Origin of the sequence: Labrys wisconsinensis (genome assembly GCF_030814995.1) — a bacterium.
Taxonomy (GTDB): Bacteria; Pseudomonadota; Alphaproteobacteria; order Rhizobiales; family Labraceae; genus Labrys; species Labrys wisconsinensis.
In genome coordinates, this window is record NZ_JAUSVX010000008.1 from 132,057 (window position 1) to 151,448 (window position 19,392).

Here is a 19,392-nt window from a genome sequence, read left to right on the forward strand (position 1 = left end):
GACCGGGCGCAGGACAAGACGCGACGCCCGCCATTTCCCTTCCCCCTTGTGGGGAAGGGTTAGGGATGGGGGTCGTGCAGAATGAAGCGAAGCGGCTGGTAAAGGGCGCTCCGCGACATGCGTCGCGCTCTACTTGGATGGACCCCCACCCCTCACCCCTCCCCACAAGGGGGAGGGGGGCGGTTGGCGTCGTGGGCGAAGCGGCGATGCGGCGATCGAACCTACCCATGCCGCACCTCCCCGGCCGGCGCCTCGCCCAGCATGGCGCCCCTGTGGCCGCCCGCGCGGCGGGCGGCGCAGAAATCCGTGTCGGAGCACACGAACATGCGTCCGCCGCGGTCGTCGAGCACCACCTCGTCGAGATAGGCGCTCTCGGCGGCGCAGAGCGCGCAGGGCTGGGCGAAGCTCTGGATGCGGAAGGGGTGGTCCTCGAAATCGAGGCTGCGCACCCTTGTGTGCGGCGGCACGGCATAGATGCGCTTCTCGCGGCCGGCGCCGAAGAGCTGCAGCGCCGCGCAGTCGTCCAGCTTCGGATTGTCGAACTTGGGGACCGGCGAGGGGTTCATGACGTAGCGGCCGGCCACCTCCACGGGATAATCATAGGTGGTGGCGATGTGGCCGTGCCGGGCGATGTCCTCGTAGAGCTTGACGTGCATCAGCCCGTAATCGGCCAGCGCATGCAGCTTGCGCGTCTCGGTCTCGCGCGGCTCGAGGAAGCGCAGCGGCTCGGGGATCGGCACCTGGTAGACCAGGATCTGGCCCTCGGCCAGCTGGGTCTCGGGCACGCGATGGCGCGTCTGGATGATCGTTGCCTCCGCCGTGACGGTGGTGGTGGCCACCCCCGCGGTCTTGCCGAAGAACTTGCGGATCGAGACGGCGTTGGTGGTGTCGTCCGAGCCCTGGTCGATCACCTTGAGCGTGTCGTCCGGGCCGATCACCGCCGCGGTGACCTGCACGCCGCCGGTGCCCCAGCCATAGGGCATCGGCATCTCGCGCGAGGCGAAGGGCACCTGGTAGCCGGGGATGGCGATCGCCTTGAGGATGGCGCGGCGGATCATCCGCTTGGTCTGCTCGTCGAGATAAGCGAAGTTGTAGCCGGTCCCGGCCGTCGGATCGTTGCCGCTCATTCCGCCGCCTCCTTCAAGGGCATGGCCTGCGCCGCATGCTCCGCTCGCATCCGGCGCACCAGGTCGAGCTCGGCCTGGAAGTCGACATAATGCGGCAGCTTCAGGTGCTCGACGAAGCCGGTCGCCTGCACGTTGTCGCAGTGGGAGAGGACGAACTCCTCGTCCTGTGCCGGGGCGCCGCGCTCCTCGCCGAATTCGCCGGCACGCAGCGCCCGGTCGACCAGCGCCATCGACATGGCCTTGCGCTCGAGCTGGCCGAACACGAGGCCGTAGCCGCGGGTGAACTGCGGCGGCACCTCGGCAGAGCCGTGGAACTGGTTGACCATCTGGCATTCCGTCAGCGCGACGCGCCCGAGCGGCACGGGGAAGCCGAGCTCCTCCGGCACGAACTCGACCTCGATCTCGCCGAAGCGGATCTCGCCGACGAAGGGGTGGGTTCGACCGAAGCCGCGCTGGGTGGAATAGGCGAGCCCGAGCAGGAAGCCCTCGTCGCCGCGGGCCAGCGCCTGCAGGCGGATGTCGCGCTCGACCGGGAAATCGATCGGCGTGCGGGTGAGATCGCCGATCTCGGCCTCGTCGGGCGCCGTGGCCTCGCGCGCGATCAGGCCCTCGCCGTCGAGAATGTCGGTGACACGGGCCGTCGGCCCTGCCGGTGCCTCGGCCTCGGCCGGCGCGTCCTCACCGAGATCGGCCTCGGCGGCGAGAGCGAAGTCGATCAGGCGATGCGTGTAGTCGAAGGTCGGGCCGAGCACCTGGCCGCCCGGCAGGTCCTTGAAGGTGGCGGAGATGCGCCGGCGGATCGCCATGGCGCTGGTGTCGAGCGGCTCGGCATGGCCGAAGCGCGGCAGGGTGGTGCGGAAGGCGCGGGTGAGGAAGATCGCCTCGATCAGGTCGCCGCGGGCTTGCTTGATCGCGGTCGCGGCGAGGCTGCGGTCGTAGAGCGAGCCCTCGGCCATGACGCGGTCGACGGCCAGGGTGAGCTGGCCCTCGATCTGGCCGATGCCGATCTCGGGGATGGCGGGGTCGCCGCGGCGAACCTGCGCCAGCAGCCGATGGGCGTTGTCGATGGCCTGTTCACCACCTTTGACGGCGACATACATCTAGACCTCCGGAAGGCTGGTGGAACGGGGCAGGGCGGCGACGCCGCCGGCGGCGACGAAGAGGAGGTCGACGCCGCGCGGGAACAGCCGGTGGTTGGCCCGGGCCTGGGCGGCGAAGTCGGCCGGCAGCGGCCGTACGGCGAGCGCGGCGCGGCCCTTGATGCCCGGGCCGGCGAGGGCGATCGGCGGGCCGCCGGTGAGCGCCGCCACGGCGCAGACCAGCGTGGTCGACCGGTCGGGGAAGGCGTCGGTGCCGATGGCGAAGCGCTCGAAGGGTGGCAGCGCGGCGGTGTCGGCGATGAGGGCGAAGGCGGCCCTCTCCGGCTCGGCGACGATGGTGGCGCCGGTGTGGAAGCGCAGGAACTCGGCGACATCAGGAACGGCGGCGAGCGGCGCGTCGAGCCAGAGCGCCGCCTCGTGGTCGGCCAGCGCCAGCGCCACGGCGGCGAGCTCCGATGTCAGCGGGGCGGGCGGGCGCAGCGCCGTCGCCAGGGGGCGGATGGTGCCGGGGCGTGCCAGGGCGTCCATGACGGCGCGGAACACCGACTGCGAGTCGGCGACGGGATCGGCGAAGCCGAGGGCGAGATCGGCGGCCATCAGTCCTCTCCCCGCACCATGGTGAAGAAATTGACTCGCGTCGCGGCGGTCTGACGGGCGGCGAGGGCTGCTTCCGCCGCGAGCCGGGCGGCCACCGGAGCCAGCGCCGCTTCCACCGCCTGCCGGCGCGCCGGCTGCTGCCAGAGCGCATCGAGGATCGCCGCCTGGCGCGCCCGGGCGGCATCGCGGCCGAGATGATAGGCAAAGCCGGTGCCGCCGCCTTCGAGCCGGATGGCGGCGCGCACCACGCTGGCCTCGCCGAGGTTGAAGGCCGCGCCGTCGCCGCCGGCGCGGCCGCGCAGCATCACCAGCCCGGTCTCGGGCCGGCGCAGGTCGCCGGCCGCCGGCACGGGGGCGAGCGCCTGAAGGGCGGCGGCGAGCTCGGTGCGCGTCGCCTCGGCGCACAGGCGCATGGCCGAGCGCCGCTCCTCGATCTCCTCGGCAGATGGTCCTTGCGGTTTCGCGGTCGCCATGCGTGGTTGATCCCGATCTATGCAACGAATTTGTCTAATGGTATAGACAACTCCATGTCCGAGTCCAATGACATTGTGATGACGTCCACTCCATCAACCCACGCCGAGGCCGGAGCCCGCCGCGGCGACGGCGTGCTCGCCCGCGGCGACGGCGTCGCCGCCTGGCGCCAGATCGCCGACGAGATCGAGGCGGAGATCGCCGCCGGCCTGCTGCCGGCCGGAACGCAGCTGCCGACCGAGGCCCAGCTCGCCGCGCGCTTCGGCGTCAACCGCCACACCGTGCGCCGTGCCATCGGCGAGCTCGCGGCCAGGGGGCTCGTGCGCGCCACGCAGGGGCGCGGCACCTTCGTCGAGGGCGGCCGCGTGCCCTATCCCATCGGCGCCCGCACCCGCTTTTCCGAGAACGTCGCCCGCGCCGGCCATGCCGCCGGCGGCGACCTCCTGGAAGCGGGGACGGTGGCGGCGACGGCCGAGACCGCGGCGATGCTGCGCCTCGCCCCGGGCACGCCGGTGCTGCGCACGCGCATCAAACGCTTCGTCGACGGCGTGCCGGTGTCGATCGCCACGTCCCATATGCCGCTGCCGCGCTTCGCCGGCTTCGTGGAAGCTTTCGGGCGGACGGGCGCGATCACGCCGGCGCTGGCGGCCTGCGGCGTCGCCGATTACCGACAGGGCGAATCGCGCGTCTCCGCCCGCATCGCCAGCGCGGCCGAGGCGGCCGAGCTCGACCTCGCGCCCGGCCGGGTGCTGATGGTGATCACCGGCTGCAACGTCGACATGGACGGCGTGCCGATCAAGGCGGGGCAGACGCTGTTCGCGGCCGACCGGATGGAATTCGTGGTCGAGCCGTAAGCCGCTATCTGCGCACCATGGACGTGCCGATCAGCGCCATGCGCAGGCGGGTCGAGACCATATCGATCAGGGCCACCGTGATCAGGATCATGATGATCAGGAAGGCGACCTGATCCATGTCGAGCACGCGGATCAGCTCGGTGAGGTACTGGCCGACGCCGCCGGCGCCGACGATGCCGATGATGGTGGCCGAGCGGGTGTTGGATTCGAAGAAATACAGCACCTGGCTCGCCATGACCGGCAGCACCTGCGGCAACAGGCCGAAGCGCACCTGGTGCAGCCGGCTGCCGCCGGAGGCCGCCACGCCCTCGGCCGCCTTGTGCTCCGTCGTCTCGATCGCTTCGGAGAACAGCTTGCCGAAGGCACCGATGTCGGAGCAGGCGATGGCGAGCGCCCCGGCGAAGGGACCGAGGCCGACGACGCTCACCCACATCAGGGCCCAGATCAGCGTGTCGACCGAGCGGATGACGTCGAAGATGCGGCGCATGGCGAAACGCAGCGGCAGGCTCTTCACCACGTTGCGAGCCGCGAGGAAGGCGAAGGGAAAGGCGATGGCGGCGCCGGCCAGCGTGCCGAGGAAGGCGATGGCCAGCGTCTCGCCGAGCGCCGTGAGGAAGGCCTGGAACCGGCCGCCGGCGCTGGGCGGAAACATCATCACTGCGAAGTCGCCGAGGCGGTGCAGCCCGATCCAGATGCGCAACGGCGAGAAGTCGAACCAGATCATGGCGAACAGCGCCAGGCCGGCCATGGCCGCGACGATGGCGATCGCCAGGGCGCGCCGGCCCGGCGAGCCGGCGAAGGCCTCGGGATGGCGGGCCTTCAGGCCGGCGAGGTCGGCCAGCGCGAGGTCGCGGATCGAGCGGGTGGCCGCAGCGGCGCCGGTCATGCCACGCCCCTGGCGTCGGTGAGACGGTGGCGCAACTGCTCGGTGAGCAGGTCGATGGTGATCACCGTGGCGACGATCATCAGGAGGATGGCGCTGACGTCCGTGTAGTAGAAGTTGCGGATCGCCACCAGGAACTCCTGGCCGATGCCGCCGGCGCCGACGAAGCCCATGACGCCGGCCTCGCGCACATTGATCTCGAAGCGCAGCAGGGAATAGCTGGTGAAGTTGGCCAGCACCTGCGGCAGCACGGCGAAGCGCACGGTCTGCACCCAGCCGGCGCCGGTGGAGGACAGGCCCTCGACCGGCTTCATGTCGATGTTCTCGACCACCTCGGCGAAGAGCTTGCCGAGCGCGCCGGCCGTGTGGATGGTGAGGGCCAGCACGCCGGCCATCGGGCCGAGGCCGAAGGCGATGACGAACAGGAGCGCGAAGACCACGCTCGGCACCGTGCGGCAGAATTCGAGCAGGCGTTTCGTGCCCAGGCGCAGCCACCGGTTGGAGACCAGGTTGGCCGAGGCGAGGAAGCATAGGCTGAAACCGACGAGACCGCCGAACAGCGTGCCGAGATAGGAGATCAGCAGCGTCTCGCCCAGCAGCTTCAGCCAGGACGGGAAGTTCCAGTACCAGGCCTTGACGTCGCTGCCGAAGCTCTGGACGGAGAGCGACGGCACGGTCTTGGCGAGATAGTTGCCGAAATTGGCGATGTTGGAGACCAGCGTGCCCGGCCTGACCTCGGCGAGATGGCCGCTGAGCAGGATCAGGACGACGAACACCGCAGCAAGCACCAGCGTCCGGTTCCGGCGTGCGGCGACGCTGCGCCGATAGGCGCCGATCAGGGCGGCGGCCTGCCGGTCGGGCAGGCGGGGCAGGGCGCTGGGCAAGGGCGGCTCCGGCGAGGCTGGGCGACCGGTGAGGCCGACCTTCAGTTGGAGAGGATGGCCGGTGGCAGCGTCATGGCCAGGACAAGCCCGGCCATGACGCTGAGACGTCGCGGGAGAAGCTCGGTCGAGGCGTGGCCTCCAGGATGGGGCTTTGCGACATCCCCATCCGCGACGTCATGGCCGGGCTCGTCCCGGCCATCCACGTGAACTCGACGCAGGCTGGTGGTCGCGTGGATGGGCGGATCAAGTCCGCCCATGACGCTTTATCTTGCATACGGGCAGCAGTCCGCGACGTTTCGACGGCTGCCGGATGGCCTCAGCTCTTCTTGCGGGCTTCGTCGTTGTACTTGACCATGCCGATGATGCCTTCGTAATCGGCGGGCTTGGTCGCGACGAACTCGATGTCCTTGCCGTCCGAGAGCTTGTCGAAGCCGGCCTTGTCCTTCTTCGGCATGGCGAGGAAGGCGTCGGTGATCTGCTTCTTCAGGTCGGCCGGCAGCGCCGACAGCACCGAGAAGGGGCCTTCCGGCAGCAGGTCCGACTTGAAGACGATGCGGAAGTCTTCCAGCTTCATCGGCGTGCCGTCGGCATTCTTGAGAATGCCCTTGGTCAGCATGCGGGTGAGGTTGGAATCGTGCTCGGAATTCCAGGAGTTGGCCGCGGCGTCGACCGTGCCCTGGGCGAGAGCGAGGACGGCGTTGTCGTGGCTGCCGGCATAGACGTTGGAGCCGAAGAACGTGTCGACGGTATAGCCGGCCTTGTTGAGGAAGTAGCGCGGGGCGTTGTTGCCGGAGGTCGAGTTCGGGTCGACCAGGGCGATCTTCTTGCCCTTGAGGTCGTCCATGGTCTTGTAGGGGCTGTCGGCCCGGACATAGACCACGGAATAATAGCCGGTGAGGCCGGTGTTGTGGCGCTGCACGACCACCGGCTCGGTGGCGACGCCGGTGATGATGGCGCGGGCGTAGGAGGCCGGGCCGTAGAAGGCGATCTGGATGTTGCCGGCGCGCTGGCCTTCGATCACCGCGGCGTAGTCGTTGGCGACGCGCAGCGTCACCTTCACGCCGAGCTCCTTGGAGAGGTAGTCGGTGAGGGGGGTGTAGCGGTCGACGGTGCCCGAGGCGTTCTCGGCCGGGATGACGCCGAGGGTCAGCTCGGGATATTGCGCCTTCCAGTCCTGGGCCTGGGCGGTGCCGGCGAAGGCGAGCGCGGCGGCGAAGCCGAGCATGGTCCTGCGGTTCAGCATGGACATCTCCTGTTCTGGTCGAGTTCTGCAGATGCGATGGCTCGGCTCGCGCCGAGTGCGGCTCAGGCTGCGGCGGGACGAGCGATCGCCGCCACAGCCGGATCGAGGGCGGCCTCGGCGCCGATCACGTCGGCGGCTTCCAGGCCGTAGAGGTCGCGCGCGACATCGGCGGTGAGCGCCGCCGGCGCGCCGTCGAACACCACCTTGCCGGCCGCCATGCCGACCAGCCGGTCGCAGTACTCCCGCGCCAGGTCGAGCGAATGCAGGTTGCACAGCACGGTGATGCCGAAATGCTTGTTGATGCGCAGCAGGGCGTCCATGACGACCTTGGTGTTGCGCGGGTCGAGCGAGGCGATCGGCTCGTCGGCCAGGATGATCGAGGGATCCTGCACCATGGCCCGGGCGATGGCGACGCGCTGCTGCTGGCCGCCGGAGAGCGAATCGGCGCGCTGAGCCGCCAGGGCGCCGATGTCGAACTGCTCCAGGGCGGAGAGGGCGATCGCCTTGTCCTCCTCGCTCCACAGGCGCAGCACCGAGCTCGTGGTGGAGACCTTGGCGAGGCGCCCCATCAGCACGTTGGTCAGCACGTCGAGGCGGCCGACCAGGTTGAATTGCTGGAAGATCATGGCGCAGCGGCTGCGCCATTCCCGCAGCTTGCGGCCCTTCAGAGCGGTGACGTCGACGCCGTCCCAGAGGATGCGGCCCTCGGTCGGATCGGCCAGGCGGTTGATCAGGCGCAGCAGGGTCGACTTGCCGGCGCCGGAGCGGCCGATCACGCCGACGAAGCTGCCGGCGGCGATTTCCAGGTCGACATTGCCCACGGCGGTCTTGGCGCCGAAGCGCCGCGACACCCGTTCCAAGACCAGCATGCAGCCCCCTGCGGTTTGGTCTGCGCATGCGGAGCGCCGGCGTCAGCCCCTGGCTCCGACGGTCCGCAAAGCTCTCGCGCGGTGGATCCGCGCGTTCCTGTCTAGGGGCTAACGCGCCAGGGCAACGCTTTGATGACAGACGGGAATGGCTGTCATGACGATTCCTTCAGGGGAGGCCGGCACGGCGCGCTCACGCCGGCGCAGGCGCGGCGATCAGGCTGGCGAGCGGCCGGTTCTGCCGCCCGACCTGCTCCTTGAGGCCGTCCAGCGTCATGGCCTCCTGCTTGACGAACTCCGTGAACATCGCGTTGAGGTTGTTGAACAGCATCTGCCCGACCGCCTCGGCGTCGATGCCCGGCATCACCGCTCCGCGCAGCTGCAGCTTGCGGATCAGGCTCGACACCTGCTCGCACAGGCGCTGGTCGAGGTCGGTGTAGCGCCGGCTGAACGGGCTCTCCGGCTGCTGGATCGACATGGCCATGGCCGCCCGCCACATCGCCTTGCTGAGATAGACCAGCGAGTGGTCGTAATATTGCTCGATCAGCGTCTTCAGCGCCTCGGCGACCGAGGGGGGCGGCGCCTCGACGATGGCACGGCCGGCCTCCAGCACCTCCTCCACCTCCATGCTGACGACGGCGACCAGGATGTCGCCCTTGTTCTCGTAATAATTGTAGAAGGTCCCGACCGAGACCTCGGCGCGCTCGGCGATGTCCTCGATGCGGGCCGCCTCGTAGCCGGCCTCGCGGAACAGGCTGGTCGCCGCCTCCAGGATGCGCCGGCTGCGATCCGCCTTCTGCCTCGCGCGCAGCCCGGCCATGGCTTCCCCCCAATTTCTGAGTCTGTTCATTTTTCATATTGACCCAAAAAATGAATTCATTCAATTTTCTTGTGCAACGGCGACGGATCGAATGCGCCGGCAGAGGGATTTGACCATGACCATTGCTTCGCACGGCCGGATGCCCCGGCGCCGTTTCCTCGCGACCGCCGCGGCGCTCGCCCTTGCCGCCGCCGTCACGGCCGCGGCGACGCCCTCCCTGGCGCAGGAGGAGCTCAACGCCCTGGTCTGGTGCGACCATACCGACCCGGCGCTGATCGAGCCCTTCGAGAAGGCCAACAACGTCAAGGTCAACCTGAAGGAATACGAGGGCACCGGCGCGGCGCTCTCCATCCTCGAGCAGTCGCGGCCGGGCGACTGGGACGTGATGGTGGTCGACGGCATCGACGTGCACCGCGTCGTCGATCAGGGGCTGCTGGCCGAGATCCCGGCGGATGCGCTGCCGACCGCCGACATCTTCCCGGACGTGCGGATGGAGAGCCAGAACACCAGGGACGGCAAGACCTACGCCGTGACGGAGAAGTTCGGCTACAACACCATCTCCTTCGACAAGAGCAAGGTCGATCCGAAGGACGTCAAGGACCTCACGGTGATGTGGTCGGAGAAGTACAAGGGCCGCATCGCCCTCTACGACTATTACCTGCCGATGATCGGCCTGGTCGACATCGCGCTCGGCAAGAAGACCGCCGAGCTCGGCGAGGCCGACCTGCCGGCCATCAAGGACAAGCTCGCGGCGATGAAGACGGTCGCCAAGCAGGTCAGCGAGGTGACGGCCTCGCAGACCGCGCTCGCCACCGGCGAGGTCGACATCCTGGTCGGCGGCGGCGAATGGATCACCGCAGCGCTCGCCCACGACAAGCCCAACCTCGACTGGATCATTCCCGACCAGGGCGCGGTGCGCTGGAGCCAGTCGATCGCCGTCATGAAGGACTCGGCCAAGAAGGACCTGGCGCTGAAGTTCGTGCAGTACATCCTCAGCCCCGAAGGCCAGGCCCGCCTCGCCACCTCCTCGTGCTATTGGGCCATGCCGGCCAACGCCAAGGCCGGCGCCCTCCTGACCGATGCCCAGAAGGCGGCGCTGCGCTGGAACGACCAGGCGGAGTATCTGAAGAAGACGCAGCTCTATCCCGCTCCGAGCCCGGAGCTCGACCGCAAGCTGCAGGACGCCTGGACGGAGATGATGCAGCGCTGAGGGGGCGCGGGCTTTCGGTGGGTGAGACGCTTCCGTGTTGGACCTGCCGCAACGCCGGCCGATCCCTTCCCCCTTGCGGGAGGGGTAAGGGATGGGGGTCGCGAGGCCGGCCTCGACGGATCGAGGTCGAGCGCAGGACCCTTCGACCAGGGGCGCGCCTTGTCCTGACGGACCCCCACCCCGTACCCCTCCCGCAAGGGGGAGGGGAATTGCTGGCGTCGCGCTTCTTTCCGTGACGACTTGCCGAACCCCTCCGACGGCACCCGGAGCTTCTCGATGACCGCTCCTTCCCTCGAACGCGCCGACCGGCGCAAGGCCTGGGGCTTCGTGCTGCCGGCCCTCCTGTGGACGGTCGCCTTCTTCGTGCTGCCCTTCCTGTTCATGGCGGCGATGAGCCTGTGGCAGCGCGGGGCGCTGGGCATCGTCCGGACCTGGACGCTCGACAACTATGGCCGCTTCCTCGCCGAGGACGCGCTCCTCAAGGGGCTGACCAACTCGCTCGAGATCACGCTCGTGGTCACGGCGCTGTCGGTGCTGCTGGCCTATCCCCTGGCCTGGATCATCGCCGAACGCGTGCCGCGCCGCCTGCAACGCCTGGCCCTGCTCCTGGCGGTGCTGCCGTTCTGGACCTCCTACGTCGTGCGCTCCTACGCCTGGCTGCTGGTGCTGTCGCGAAACGGCGTCATCAACCAGGCGCTGATCGGGGCGGGCCTGATCGCCGAGCCGCTGGACCTCGCCAGCACGCGCACGGCGACCGTGATCGGCTTCGTGCATTTCTTCGTCATGCTGCTGACCCTGACGATCTACGCCAACCTGGTGCAGCTCTCGCCGAACTACCGGCGCGCCGCCGCCGACCTCGGCGCCAATGCGCTGCAGACGTTCTGGCACGTCATCCTGCCGCTGACGCTGCCGGGCATCATGACCGGCGCGTTCCTGACCTTCGTGCTGTGCATCGGCGACTATGTCACGCCGCAGATCCTCGGCGGCAACAACGAATTGGTGCTGCCGCAGATCATCATGCTGCAGATCGGCCGGCGGGCGGACTTCCCGATGGCCGCGGCCCTCTCCATCGTGCTGATGCTGGTGGTCACCGCCGCCTATGCGCTGACGGCGCGCTGGCTGAAGATCGAGAGGGCCTGAGATGCGCTCCCGCCTCTCCGACATCGCCGGCGGCGCCTATGCCGTGCTGATCTACGGCTTCATCTTCCTGCCCGTGGCGGTGCTGGTGCTGTTCTCCTTCCAAGGCGGCCAATTGCCGGTGCCGCCGTTCAACGGCCCCTCGCTGAAATGGTATGCGGCCGTGTTCGCCGACGCCAAGCTGACCCGGGCGCTGATCAACTCGCTGATCGTGGCGGTCGCCTCCTCGCTCGCCGCCTGCCTGCTCGGGTTTCTCGCCGCCTATGGCTTCGCCCGTTACCGCCTGCCCGGCTCGGCCCTGCAGCGCGGCCTCCTGATCGCGCCGATGACGGTGAGCTCGCTGATCATCGGCCTCGGCCTGCTCGCGGTGCTCAACGGCCTCGGCCTGCGCCTGTCGCTGTGGACGGTCGGCATCGGCCATGTCGTGATCAACCTGCCGCTGTGCTTTGCGATCATCTACGCCGCCATGGGCGACCACCACGTCAACATCGAGCGGGCGGCGCGCGACCTCGGCGCCGGCGACCTCCAGGTGATGGCGCTGGTCACGGCGCCGATGCTCATGCCCTCGATCCTCGCCGCCTTCTTCCTGGCGATGACCTTCAGCTGGGACGAGTTCATCATCGCCTTCCTCCTGTCGCGCTTCGACGTGACGCTGCCGGTCGAGATCTGGAGCCTCCTGCGCTCGGGCCTCAGCCCCAAGACCAATGCCGTCGGCTCGCTGGTCTTCCTGATCTCGGTGACCCTGCTCCTGGCGCTGGAGCTCTTCCTGTTCGGACGCAAGGCCAAGCCATGACCGCCGCCGTTTCCATCGAGAAGGCCACGAAGCGCTTCGGCGGCTTCACCGCGCTCGACGACGTCAGCCTGGAGATCGCGGCCGGCGAGTTCATCGTGCTGCTCGGACCCTCTGGCTGCGGCAAGACCACGCTGCTCTCCATCCTCGGCGGCTTCCTGACGCCGGGTGCCGGCCGCGTCCTGATCGGCGGGGTCGACATGACCCATGTGCCGCCGGCGCGGCGCCCGACCACCACCATGTTCCAGGACTATGCGCTGTTCCCCCACATGCGCCTTCAGGACAATGTCGGCTTCGGCCTGCGGATGCGCGGCACGGGCAAGCGCGAGCGCCTCGCCCGAGCGCTCGACTTCCTCGATCTCGTCGGCCTGCGGGCGGCGGCGCTGAAGAAGCCGCACGAGCTCTCCGGCGGCCAGCGCCAGCGCGTGGCGCTCGCCCGCGCCCTCGCCGTCGACCCGCAGGTGCTGCTGCTCGACGAGCCGCTCGGGGCGCTCGACCTCAAGCTCAGGCGCCAGATGCAGGACGAGCTCAAGGCCATCCAGAAGCGGGTCGGCACCACTTTCGTGCACGTCACCCACGACCAGGAGGAGGCGATGGCGATCGCCGACCGCATCGTGGTGATGAACCAGGGGCGGATCGAGGATGTCGGCCGGCCCGCCGACATCTATCTCAGGCCGCGCTCGCTGTTCGCCGCCGGCTTCATGGGCGAGGTCAATTTCCTCGACGCCACCGCGGCGGCAGTCGAGACGGATTGCGTGCGGGTGGCGATGCCGTGCGGCGAGGCCAGGCTGCCGGCGCAATGCTTCACGGCCGGCCTGCCGGCGCCGGGCGAGCCGGTGACGCTCTGCGTCCGGCCCGAGCATTTTCGCCGGGGCGACGTCCCGGACGAGGCCTTGGCGCTCGGCCCGGCGACGGTGACGGGTGCCGCCTTCTTCGGCACGCATTACCGCTGCCATGCGCGGCTCGCCTCCGCGTCCGGCCTGGAGCTCGTCATGCATCTGGAGCCGACCGCCCCGGTTGCGCAGGGCCAGCCGATCAGCCTTGCCGTCAAGGCCGCCGACGTCGTGGCGCTGCGGGGCGACGCCGCAGCGAGCCGGACCCCGCGCTGAGATCCATCCGGGCGCGCCGCCGCGCGACGGATCAGGCGGTCGGGGGCAGGCCGAACGCCGCAAACAGGCTCGCGCCCAGGGGCGGCGCATAAAGGACGATCTCGGCGATCTCGCCGCGCCCGGCCAGGACGTGCAGGGAATGCGGCAGATGGAACCCGGTGCCGCGGCTGGCATAGACGGCCGCCGCCGGCTGGCCGTTGGCGATGACGGCCACGGCGCGGAAGCCGTCATAGCGCGGCCAGACCGATGTCATGAAGCGTGCCACCGCCTCGCGGCCGGTGAACGTGCGGTGCCATGGCGGCATGGTGAGGACGATGTCCCGATGCAGCAGGCCGATCAGCGCATCGACGTCGCCGGCGTTCCAGGCCTCGACATAGGCCTCCACCGCGGGGGCGTCCGCCGCCACGGCGTCCTGCGGCGGCAGGGCGGTCCGCGCGCGCTGCAGGGCGCTGCGCGCCGCCGCCACGCTGAGGCCGAGCGCGGACGCCGCTTCCGCCGCCGTCATGCCCACGCCGTCGTGCAGCAGCAGCACGGCGCGGGCGCGCGGCGAGAGGCCGTGCAGCAGCGAGACGAAGGCTAGGCGGATGTCCCGATCGCGCTCGGGGCCCGACGGCGGAACCCCGCCCGGCCACGGCTCGACCCATGGCTCCGACCCCGGCTCGGCCTCGTCGAGGCTCGGGCCGAACAGGGCCTGCCGCCGCCGCCGCGTGCGCAGGGCATCGAGGCAGACGCGGGTGGCGATGCTGTAGAGCCATGACCGTCCCGCCGACCCGTCGCGCAGGCCGGCGAACTCGCGCCAGCCGCGCAGCAGCGTCTCCTGGACGCAGTCCTCGGCGTCCTGCAGGCCGCCCATCATGCGATAGCAATGGCGCTGCAGCTCGGCGTGCAGGGCGCCGGCCAGGGCGGAAAAGGCGCCCGACGCATCGGGCGCGCTCGAAGCGTCGGGACCGGCGATCGATGCCTCCATGCGCATCAGCCTAGCGCCGCCACGCCGTCGGGAGAAACGATGAAATTGCCGCCCGGCTGCGCCGTCCCGATCAGCCCGAGCAGCGCCTCGGCGACCTGCTGCGGCGTCAGCCCCGGCCCCATCGCCTGGAGGAAGGCGGCCTCGCTGGTGCCGTTATAGGCGGCATAGCTCTTCACGCCGGCCGCGCCGATATCCGTCTGCGGCATGAGGCGGGCAGGCGCCAGCGACAGGAACCGCAGGTCGAGGCCCGCCCGGTCGGCCTCCTTCTGGGCGTAGCCGGACATGAAGATCTGCATCTGCTTGGCGCCGGCATAGCCGCCGGAGATCGGCGAGCCCTGGCGCACGGCGCCGCTGGTGATGGTGACGACGGTCGTGCCCGGCGGCAGCGGCCGCTTCAGCGCCGCCTGCAGGAAATGGAAGCTCATGCGCACGTCGGTGTTCCAGTTGCCGCTGAACGCCTCCCAGTCGACCTGCGGGAAGGGGCGGCACGGCGGCATGGCGCCGCCGCACAGGACCAGGAGGCGCGGCACCTGGGCAGCGAGCACGCGCTCCGGCGCATCGGCCGCCGACGCGTCGCAGGCCAGCACCGCCACGCCGGGCAGGTCGCGCGCCAGGGCGTCGAGATCGGCCTGCCCCCGCGCCACGGCCAGGACCTGCGCATCGAGACGATAAAAGGTTTCGGCCAGGACACGGCCGAGGCCGCGGCTGGCGCCGACGAGGGTGACTGGTGTACGGGACAGATCGGACATGACGGCTTCTCCACGGTTGCGACGTGGAGTGGGACGTCCCGGCGTCCCGCGGTGCATCGCGCCGACTGAAATTATTTTCGGCCCGCCTCGTCGTGCTGCCCGAAAGCCGCCCCTCAGCGCTCGGCGAAGGCTTTCTCGATGACGAAATGGCCGGGCTGGCCGTGGTTGCCCTCGGCGAAGCCGTTCTCCTCCAGCAGCGTCTTGATGTCGCGCAGCATGTCGGGGCTGCCGCAGATCATCACCCGGTCGTCCTCCTTGCCGAGCGGCGGCAGGTCGATGTCCTCGAACAGCTTCTGCGTCGTGATCAGGTCGGTGATGCGGCCGGTGTTGCGGAAGGCCTCGCGGGTGACGGTGGGATAGTAGATCAGCTTCTCGCGCACCGCCTCGCCGAGGAACTCGTGCTCGGGCAGCTCGCGCGTGATGCGCTCGCCATAGGCGAGCTCGGCCACCTGGCGGACGCCGTGGATCAGCACGATCTTCTCGAAGCGGTCATAGGCCCCGGGGTCCTTGACCAGGCTGAGGAACGGGGCGAGGCCGGTGCCGGTGCCGAGCAGATAGAGATGCTTGCCGGGCAGGAGGTTGTCGAGCAGCAGCGTGCCGGTGGCCTTGCGGCCGACGATGATCGGGTCGCCTTCCTTGAGGTGCTGCAACCGCGAGGTCAGCGGACCGTTCGGCACCTTGATGGAGAAGAATTCCAGCGTGTCCTCATGGTTGGCGCTGGCCACCGAATAGGCCCGCAGCAGCGGGCGCCCGTCGACCGGCAGGCCGATCATGGTGAACTGGCCGTTCTCGAAGCGGAAGCCGGGATCGCGCGTGGTGGTGAAGCTGAACAGGGTGTCGGTCCAGTGGCGGACGCTGAGAACACGCTCTTCGAAGAAATTGCTCATGCTGGCAAGCCACGCAGGATCGGACCGGGATGGAGAATGTCGCGGCTTATATCCGCAGTCTCGCGTGTAATCAACTTTATATCCCGTATCCAGACGTGAAATAGCGTCGCAGCCATGCGCTATGCGCGGTGCTGCGGCCGCCGCATCATGGCGAGGCCTTCCTCGTCGCCAGGTCCAGCAGCTCGTTGAAGGCGGCGCTGGTCATGTCGGCCTTGCCGCCGATCCGCAGCAGCACCTTGGACTGGTCCTGCTCGAAGCTCGCCTTCTCCACCGTCACCGACAGGCCGGGAAGGTCGGGGAGGGCCGCCCGTTCGCTGGCGGTGTCCAGGGCCTTGGCGAGGGCCGCGGTCAGGCGGGCATTGAGGTCGCCGACCACGGCGGAGGCGGCTTCGGCCGTGAGGGGATTGCCGGTTTCCAGCGTCGCCTGCCCGCTGAGGCGCAGCGCCACGTGCTGCGGGCCGTCCTGGTGCAGCTCGACCGGGGCGGTGATGCGCACCGTGTCGGAAGTGATCTTGGTCTTCATCTTGGCGCCGAGCACCTTGGCGCAGGCCCAGGCGGTGACGCGGCCCGACATGCTCAGCACCACGCTCGAGCCGGCCGGCGTGATCGAGGCCGCATCGATGCTGTTGACCACGAGGTTGGCGCCCTTGCGGGCGCAGGCGTCGCTGGGCAGCGGCAGGTGGCGGGCGATCTCCAGCACATTGTCCTGGATCGAGGCGAGGTCGCCGGTGGCGACGACCCGGAGCGCCACCCTGTCGCCGCTGGTCTGGACGTCGACGGCGGCGGTCGCCACGACCTCGACCGGCACGCCGGCGATCTTCAGCGGGATGGCCCGCGGGCCGATGTCGAGCGCCGTCGCGGCATGGCCGGTGGCCAGGAGCGCGGCCAGAGCCGGCAGGAGGAAGCGCAGGGCGCGAAGCATCTGTGCGGAACCTTTCGGATTGCCCGCCGGCCCGACGGCCGGCGGGGCATGGTAGAGCGCGAGGGCGCCGATGGCACCCCCGCCTTCACCGGCGCTCAGTCGAGCTCGACGTCGAGGTCGCCCGGCCAGGACACCTTGTAGCCGAACTTGATCTCCTGCGTGCCGCCGGCGGGCAGGTCGTAGGTCCACACCATGATGCCGCGGCGATCGTCGGCGTTCTTCGTGGTGGGCGGGGTGGTCTGCGGCGACATCTCGACCTTGACGTCGGCGATCTCGCTGACCGGCAGGGCTTCCTCCACCGAGACCTTGATCGGCGTCGGCCGGCCGTTGCGCAGGCTGATCTTGAAGTCGCGGCGGTCGCTGCGGGTCGAGCGGATCAGGCCGCTGTCGGTCTCGAGCTTGCGGGTGACGACCCGGTCGACCTTGATGCGGTCGTCGGCGCCGAAGCCGAGTCGGATCGGCTCGCCGCGCGTCGCCAGCGGCATGTCGGCCTGGCCGGCATAGAGCCCGTCGCGATAGACCGAGACGGGGCCGGGGAAGAGCGGCGTGTCCTCGGCATGGTCGAAGCGGGCCTCGAGATAGGCGGTGGCCTGCAGGGCCGGCGCGGTGCGGGCGACGATGTCGGGCGCGATCGTGGTCGAGGCGAGGCGCAGCGCCTTGGTCGCCGGGCCCGAGGCGATCGAGGTGCGGGCCGGCAGGGTCCAACTGCTCTGGAAGCCGCCGGTGTCGAGCTTGGCCTCCTGCTCGCGGCCGGGCTTGGGCAGCGGCGTGGCGGCCGCCGGCGCGGCGGGGCGCATCGCCTTCCGCGGCATCGGCGCCATGGCGTCGGCCGGGGGCGGCGCGGCCTCTCCAACCGCGATCGGCGGCTGGTAGAGCGTCACCAGCTTGGTCTCCAGCTTGGGCACGGAGGCGCCGGCGGTCGCCCGCGCGGTGGAGACGGTCAGCGCCACGTCCGTCCAATCCTCGCCGGTGGACTGGGTGATGCGGGCGCGGCGGACCAGCTCGAGCGCGCCCTTGGTGCTGTCGAGCCGCGCATCGTAGAGCGGCGTCCAGCCGGCATCGTCGATCCTGTAGCTCACGGCGATGCGGCCGTGCACCGCCTCACCGGCGCCGAGGGCGATGCGCAGCTCCATGCGCTGCTGGCCCTGCGGCCGCCCGTCGCTTCGGGCCGTCGCCCGGGCGATGTCCTCGTCGATGGCGCGGGCGCGCAGCCCGGCCTGGCGCAGCGCCTCGTTCACGTCCTTCAGATCGTCGCCCACCGTGTTCCAGGCGGCGCGCAGCGCGGCGGGATCGAAGGGCTTGTCGTCCGGGCCCTTGCCGCCGCCGATCACGGCCGACTTGGCGATGCGCTCGATGAAGCCCTGCTTCACCAGCAGCGCCGCGATCTCCCCCTCGACGCCCGCGCGCCGGTCCTTGAGGTCCTGCACCTGGCGGTCGAGGCCGGCATCGGGCGCGGGCTGCTCGGGGAAGACCTGCCTTGCGTCGACGCCGGCGACGGACACGCCCGGCGCGGCCGAGGCATCGAGGCGGATCGAGGCGGGGTCGAGCCCGACGGGGAAGTCGCTCGCCACCAGCGTGGTGTCGCCGGCCGGCGCCTCGAAGTCGAGGATGCGGGTGACGGTCGCGCCGTCGGGATAGACGGTGACGGCGTCGACGCGCGAGCCGACGGCGAGATCGGCGGCGAAAGCGGGCGCCGTGGTCAAGGCGAAGACGAGCGCGAGAGCGTGACGCATGGAAACCTCCCCGTTGCGGTCCGCCCGTATCAAGGGCGCGATTGCGGCGCCAGGGAGGCGCGGGCGCGGAGCTGTTCCGGCCGGAACAGAGGCGCGAGACGGCGCGAGAACCGCCGCTCCTCAGCCGCGCCCGCGGGCGGCGCGCACGGCCTTGACGCGGTGCTCGACGAAGTTCTCGATCTCCCTGAGCCGCACGGCCGGGTCGAGGATGTCGGGACCGATGCCGTAGCGCCAGGCGATGTCGGTGCGGCGCGAATCGGCGACCAGCGCCTCCAGGTCCTCCAGCCAGCGGTCGAGCACGGCGGGGTCGCGGAAAAAGCCCTCGCTCATCAGCGTCGGCTTGTAGCGGCGCAGGATCACCGACAATTCGTTGAGCGAGAATTCCGGGTGGTACTGGATGCCCCAGAAGGTGCCGCCTTCGTGGCTGATGTCGACCGCCTGCACGTCGCTCACCGCATTGGCGGCAAGCACCACGGCGTGGGCGGGCAGGGCCTCGACCTCGTCGCCGTGCACGCAGGGGCTGGCGAAGACCGGCGCCTTGCCCTGGTAGAGCGGATGCGCCACGCCGGCTTCGGTCAGGCGGATGTCGCGGGCGATGGCGACCTCGCGGCCCCTGGGATTGGCGCGCACCGAGCCGCCGGCGGCCACCGTCGCCACCTGCAGGCCCCAGCAGGAGCCGAAGAAGGGCGTGCCGGAACGGTAGACCTCGCGGGCGAGCTCGACCTGGCGCATCGATTCGGGCTCGGCCTTCCACACGTTGAGCGCCGAGCCGGTGATCACCACCCCGTCATAGTCGGCGAGCCCGGCCGAATCCGGCAGGTTGGCGCCCTCGTCCGCCGGGAAGGCGACATCGCAGACCGCCTCCGGCACGAAGCGGCGCAGCACCGCGGCATAGGACTCGGACGGCGTCAGGCCGTAGGTCGCCCGGTGCCGCTCACGCGCAGCACGGACATTGCCTTCGACCACGAGGAGGCGCAGGGGAGCCATGATCTGTCTCTGATCCGTTTGGACCACCATGTAGCAGCGCATGGCATCCTGGAAAA

Annotated in this window: 20 protein-coding genes; 5 read left to right on the plus strand and 15 right to left on the minus strand. The window is 70.0% G+C overall.

Features of this window, described 5'->3' with window-relative positions:
* Window positions 1-221: 221 nt before the first annotated feature.
* From QO011_RS21010 to phnG, 4 genes are read right to left on the minus strand one after another with little or no spacing between them, the layout of a single operon-like run.
* Window positions 222-1,127: an alpha-D-ribose 1-methylphosphonate 5-phosphate C-P-lyase PhnJ gene (locus QO011_RS21010; protein WP_307275928.1), complete on the minus strand. Its 906-nt coding sequence runs from the start codon at window positions 1,125-1,127 to the stop codon at window positions 222-224.
* On the minus strand, window positions 1,124-2,227 hold the full coding sequence (locus QO011_RS21015; RefSeq protein ID WP_307275931.1) for a carbon-phosphorus lyase complex subunit: 1,104 nt from the start codon (window positions 2,225-2,227) through the stop codon (window positions 1,124-1,126). Before QO011_RS21015 ends, QO011_RS21010 begins: the two co-directional genes overlap by 4 nt.
* Window positions 2,228-2,824 (minus strand): phosphonate C-P lyase system protein PhnH, encoded by a 597-nt coding sequence (gene phnH, locus QO011_RS21020; protein WP_307275935.1) that lies wholly within the window; start codon window positions 2,822-2,824, stop codon window positions 2,228-2,230. It lies immediately after the preceding gene.
* Window positions 2,824-3,297 (minus strand): phosphonate C-P lyase system protein PhnG, encoded by a 474-nt coding sequence (gene phnG / locus QO011_RS21025; RefSeq protein ID WP_307275937.1) that lies wholly within the window; start codon window positions 3,295-3,297, stop codon window positions 2,824-2,826. Before phnG ends, phnH begins: the two co-directional genes overlap by 1 nt.
* Window positions 3,298-3,375: 78 nt before the next feature.
* Here phnG and phnF point away from each other — a divergent pair, with 78 nt between their 5' ends.
* A complete protein-coding gene (gene phnF, locus QO011_RS21030; protein WP_307275940.1) occupies window positions 3,376-4,149 on the plus strand; it encodes a phosphonate metabolism transcriptional regulator PhnF in 774 nt (257 codons plus the stop codon).
* Between the two features lie 4 nt (window positions 4,150-4,153).
* Here phnF and phnE (QO011_RS21035) read toward each other — a convergent pair whose 3' ends face one another.
* The 5 genes from phnE (QO011_RS21035) to QO011_RS21055 all read right to left on the minus strand — a co-directional run bounded on the left by phnE (QO011_RS21035) (window position 4,154) and on the right by QO011_RS21055 (window position 8,845).
* Complete coding sequence (gene phnE, locus QO011_RS21035; protein WP_307275941.1) at window positions 4,154-5,035, minus strand: phosphonate ABC transporter, permease protein PhnE; 882 nt, start codon at window positions 5,033-5,035, stop codon at window positions 4,154-4,156.
* Entirely contained in the window at window positions 5,032-5,916 is an 885-nt protein-coding gene (gene phnE, locus QO011_RS21040; RefSeq protein ID WP_307275944.1) for a phosphonate ABC transporter, permease protein PhnE, read from the minus strand. Before phnE (QO011_RS21040) ends, phnE (QO011_RS21035) begins: the two co-directional genes overlap by 4 nt.
* Window positions 5,917-6,232: 316 nt before the next feature.
* A complete protein-coding gene (phnD, locus tag QO011_RS21045; protein ID WP_307275946.1) occupies window positions 6,233-7,159 on the minus strand; it encodes a phosphonate ABC transporter substrate-binding protein in 927 nt (308 codons plus the stop codon).
* A gap of 62 nt (window positions 7,160-7,221) precedes the next feature.
* Window positions 7,222-8,028, minus strand: coding sequence for a phosphonate ABC transporter ATP-binding protein (phnC, locus tag QO011_RS21050; protein WP_307275949.1), 807 nt, complete (start codon window positions 8,026-8,028; stop codon window positions 7,222-7,224).
* Window positions 8,029-8,218: 190 nt separating this feature from the next.
* Window positions 8,219-8,845 carry a TetR/AcrR family transcriptional regulator gene (locus tag QO011_RS21055; RefSeq protein ID WP_307275952.1) on the minus strand — a complete coding sequence of 209 codons (627 nt, stop codon included), beginning with the start codon at window positions 8,843-8,845 and terminating at the stop codon, window positions 8,219-8,221.
* 115 nt (window positions 8,846-8,960) lie between these two features.
* Here QO011_RS21055 and QO011_RS21060 point away from each other — a divergent pair, with 115 nt between their 5' ends.
* From QO011_RS21060 to QO011_RS42540, 4 genes are all read left to right on the plus strand, one after another.
* Complete coding sequence (locus tag QO011_RS21060) at window positions 8,961-10,055, plus strand: polyamine ABC transporter substrate-binding protein (protein ID WP_307275956.1); 1,095 nt, start codon at window positions 8,961-8,963, stop codon at window positions 10,053-10,055.
* Window positions 10,056-10,331: 276 nt separating this feature from the next.
* Complete coding sequence (locus tag QO011_RS21065; protein WP_307275958.1) at window positions 10,332-11,195, plus strand: ABC transporter permease; 864 nt, start codon at window positions 10,332-10,334, stop codon at window positions 11,193-11,195.
* Between the two features lies 1 nt (window position 11,196).
* The gene (locus QO011_RS21070; protein WP_307275962.1) at window positions 11,197-11,985 is read left to right on the plus strand and encodes an ABC transporter permease; all 789 of its coding nucleotides are present in this window, start codon (window positions 11,197-11,199) and stop codon (window positions 11,983-11,985) included.
* On the plus strand, window positions 11,982-13,091 hold the full coding sequence (locus QO011_RS42540) for an ABC transporter ATP-binding protein (RefSeq protein WP_370881988.1): 1,110 nt from the start codon (window positions 11,982-11,984) through the stop codon (window positions 13,089-13,091). Before QO011_RS21070 ends, QO011_RS42540 begins: the two co-directional genes overlap by 4 nt.
* Before the next feature lie 31 nt (window positions 13,092-13,122).
* Here QO011_RS42540 and QO011_RS21085 read toward each other — a convergent pair whose 3' ends face one another.
* From QO011_RS21085 to QO011_RS21110, 6 genes are all read right to left on the minus strand, one after another.
* Window positions 13,123-14,058, minus strand: coding sequence for an RNA polymerase subunit sigma-70 (locus QO011_RS21085; protein ID WP_307275965.1), 936 nt, complete (start codon window positions 14,056-14,058; stop codon window positions 13,123-13,125).
* Window positions 14,059-14,063: 5 nt separating this feature from the next.
* On the minus strand, window positions 14,064-14,807 hold the full coding sequence (locus tag QO011_RS21090; protein ID WP_307275968.1) for an SDR family NAD(P)-dependent oxidoreductase: 744 nt from the start codon (window positions 14,805-14,807) through the stop codon (window positions 14,064-14,066).
* Between the two features lie 113 nt (window positions 14,808-14,920).
* Complete coding sequence (locus tag QO011_RS21095) at window positions 14,921-15,694, minus strand: ferredoxin--NADP reductase (RefSeq protein WP_307275970.1); 774 nt, start codon at window positions 15,692-15,694, stop codon at window positions 14,921-14,923.
* Between the two features lie 145 nt (window positions 15,695-15,839).
* Window positions 15,840-16,616: a hypothetical protein gene (locus tag QO011_RS21100; protein ID WP_307275973.1), complete on the minus strand. Its 777-nt coding sequence runs from the start codon at window positions 16,614-16,616 to the stop codon at window positions 15,840-15,842.
* 95 nt (window positions 16,617-16,711) lie between these two features.
* Window positions 16,712-18,349, minus strand: a complete 1,638-nt coding sequence (locus QO011_RS21105) for a mucoidy inhibitor MuiA family protein (RefSeq protein ID WP_307275975.1) — start codon at window positions 18,347-18,349, stop codon at window positions 16,712-16,714.
* Between the two features lie 120 nt (window positions 18,350-18,469).
* On the minus strand, window positions 18,470-19,336 hold the full coding sequence (locus QO011_RS21110) for a type 1 glutamine amidotransferase (protein WP_307275978.1): 867 nt from the start codon (window positions 19,334-19,336) through the stop codon (window positions 18,470-18,472).
* Between the last annotated feature and the right edge of the window lie 56 nt (window positions 19,337-19,392).

What these genes read in the sequence shown, in the direction of transcription:
- phnH (WP_307275935.1), bottom strand. Translation starts at nt 2,824, where the DNA reads ATGGCCGCCGATCTCGCCCTCGGCTTCGCCGATCCCGTCGCCGACTCG.
- QO011_RS42540 (WP_370881988.1), top strand. Translation starts at nt 11,982, where the DNA reads ATGACCGCCGCCGTTTCCATCGAGAAGGCCACGAAGCGCTTCGGCGGC.
- phnE (WP_307275941.1), bottom strand. Translation starts at nt 5,035, where the DNA reads ATGACCGGCGCCGCTGCGGCCACCCGCTCGATCCGCGACCTCGCGCTG.
- phnC (WP_307275949.1), bottom strand. Translation starts at nt 8,028, where the DNA reads ATGCTGGTCTTGGAACGGGTGTCGCGGCGCTTCGGCGCCAAGACCGCC.
- QO011_RS21070 (WP_307275962.1), top strand. Translation starts at nt 11,197, where the DNA reads ATGCGCTCCCGCCTCTCCGACATCGCCGGCGGCGCCTATGCCGTGCTG.
- QO011_RS21010 (WP_307275928.1), bottom strand. Translation starts at nt 1,127, where the DNA reads ATGAGCGGCAACGATCCGACGGCCGGGACCGGCTACAACTTCGCTTAT.
- phnG (WP_307275937.1), bottom strand. Translation starts at nt 3,297, where the DNA reads ATGGCGACCGCGAAACCGCAAGGACCATCTGCCGAGGAGATCGAGGAG.
- QO011_RS21085 (WP_307275965.1), bottom strand. Translation starts at nt 14,058, where the DNA reads ATGGAGGCATCGATCGCCGGTCCCGACGCTTCGAGCGCGCCCGATGCG.
- QO011_RS21065 (WP_307275958.1), top strand. Translation starts at nt 10,332, where the DNA reads ATGACCGCTCCTTCCCTCGAACGCGCCGACCGGCGCAAGGCCTGGGGC.
- QO011_RS21110 (WP_307275978.1), bottom strand. Translation starts at nt 19,336, where the DNA reads ATGGCTCCCCTGCGCCTCCTCGTGGTCGAAGGCAATGTCCGTGCTGCG.
- phnD (WP_307275946.1), bottom strand. Translation starts at nt 7,159, where the DNA reads ATGCTGAACCGCAGGACCATGCTCGGCTTCGCCGCCGCGCTCGCCTTC.
- QO011_RS21055 (WP_307275952.1), bottom strand. Translation starts at nt 8,845, where the DNA reads ATGGCCGGGCTGCGCGCGAGGCAGAAGGCGGATCGCAGCCGGCGCATC.
- QO011_RS21100 (WP_307275973.1), bottom strand. Translation starts at nt 16,616, where the DNA reads ATGCTTCGCGCCCTGCGCTTCCTCCTGCCGGCTCTGGCCGCGCTCCTG.
- QO011_RS21060 (WP_307275956.1), top strand. Translation starts at nt 8,961, where the DNA reads ATGACCATTGCTTCGCACGGCCGGATGCCCCGGCGCCGTTTCCTCGCG.
- QO011_RS21095 (WP_307275970.1), bottom strand. Translation starts at nt 15,694, where the DNA reads ATGAGCAATTTCTTCGAAGAGCGTGTTCTCAGCGTCCGCCACTGGACC.
- QO011_RS21090 (WP_307275968.1), bottom strand. Translation starts at nt 14,807, where the DNA reads ATGTCCGATCTGTCCCGTACACCAGTCACCCTCGTCGGCGCCAGCCGC.
- QO011_RS21105 (WP_307275975.1), bottom strand. Translation starts at nt 18,349, where the DNA reads ATGCGTCACGCTCTCGCGCTCGTCTTCGCCTTGACCACGGCGCCCGCT.
- QO011_RS21015 (WP_307275931.1), bottom strand. Translation starts at nt 2,227, where the DNA reads ATGTATGTCGCCGTCAAAGGTGGTGAACAGGCCATCGACAACGCCCAT.
- phnF (WP_307275940.1), top strand. Translation starts at nt 3,376, where the DNA reads ATGACGTCCACTCCATCAACCCACGCCGAGGCCGGAGCCCGCCGCGGC.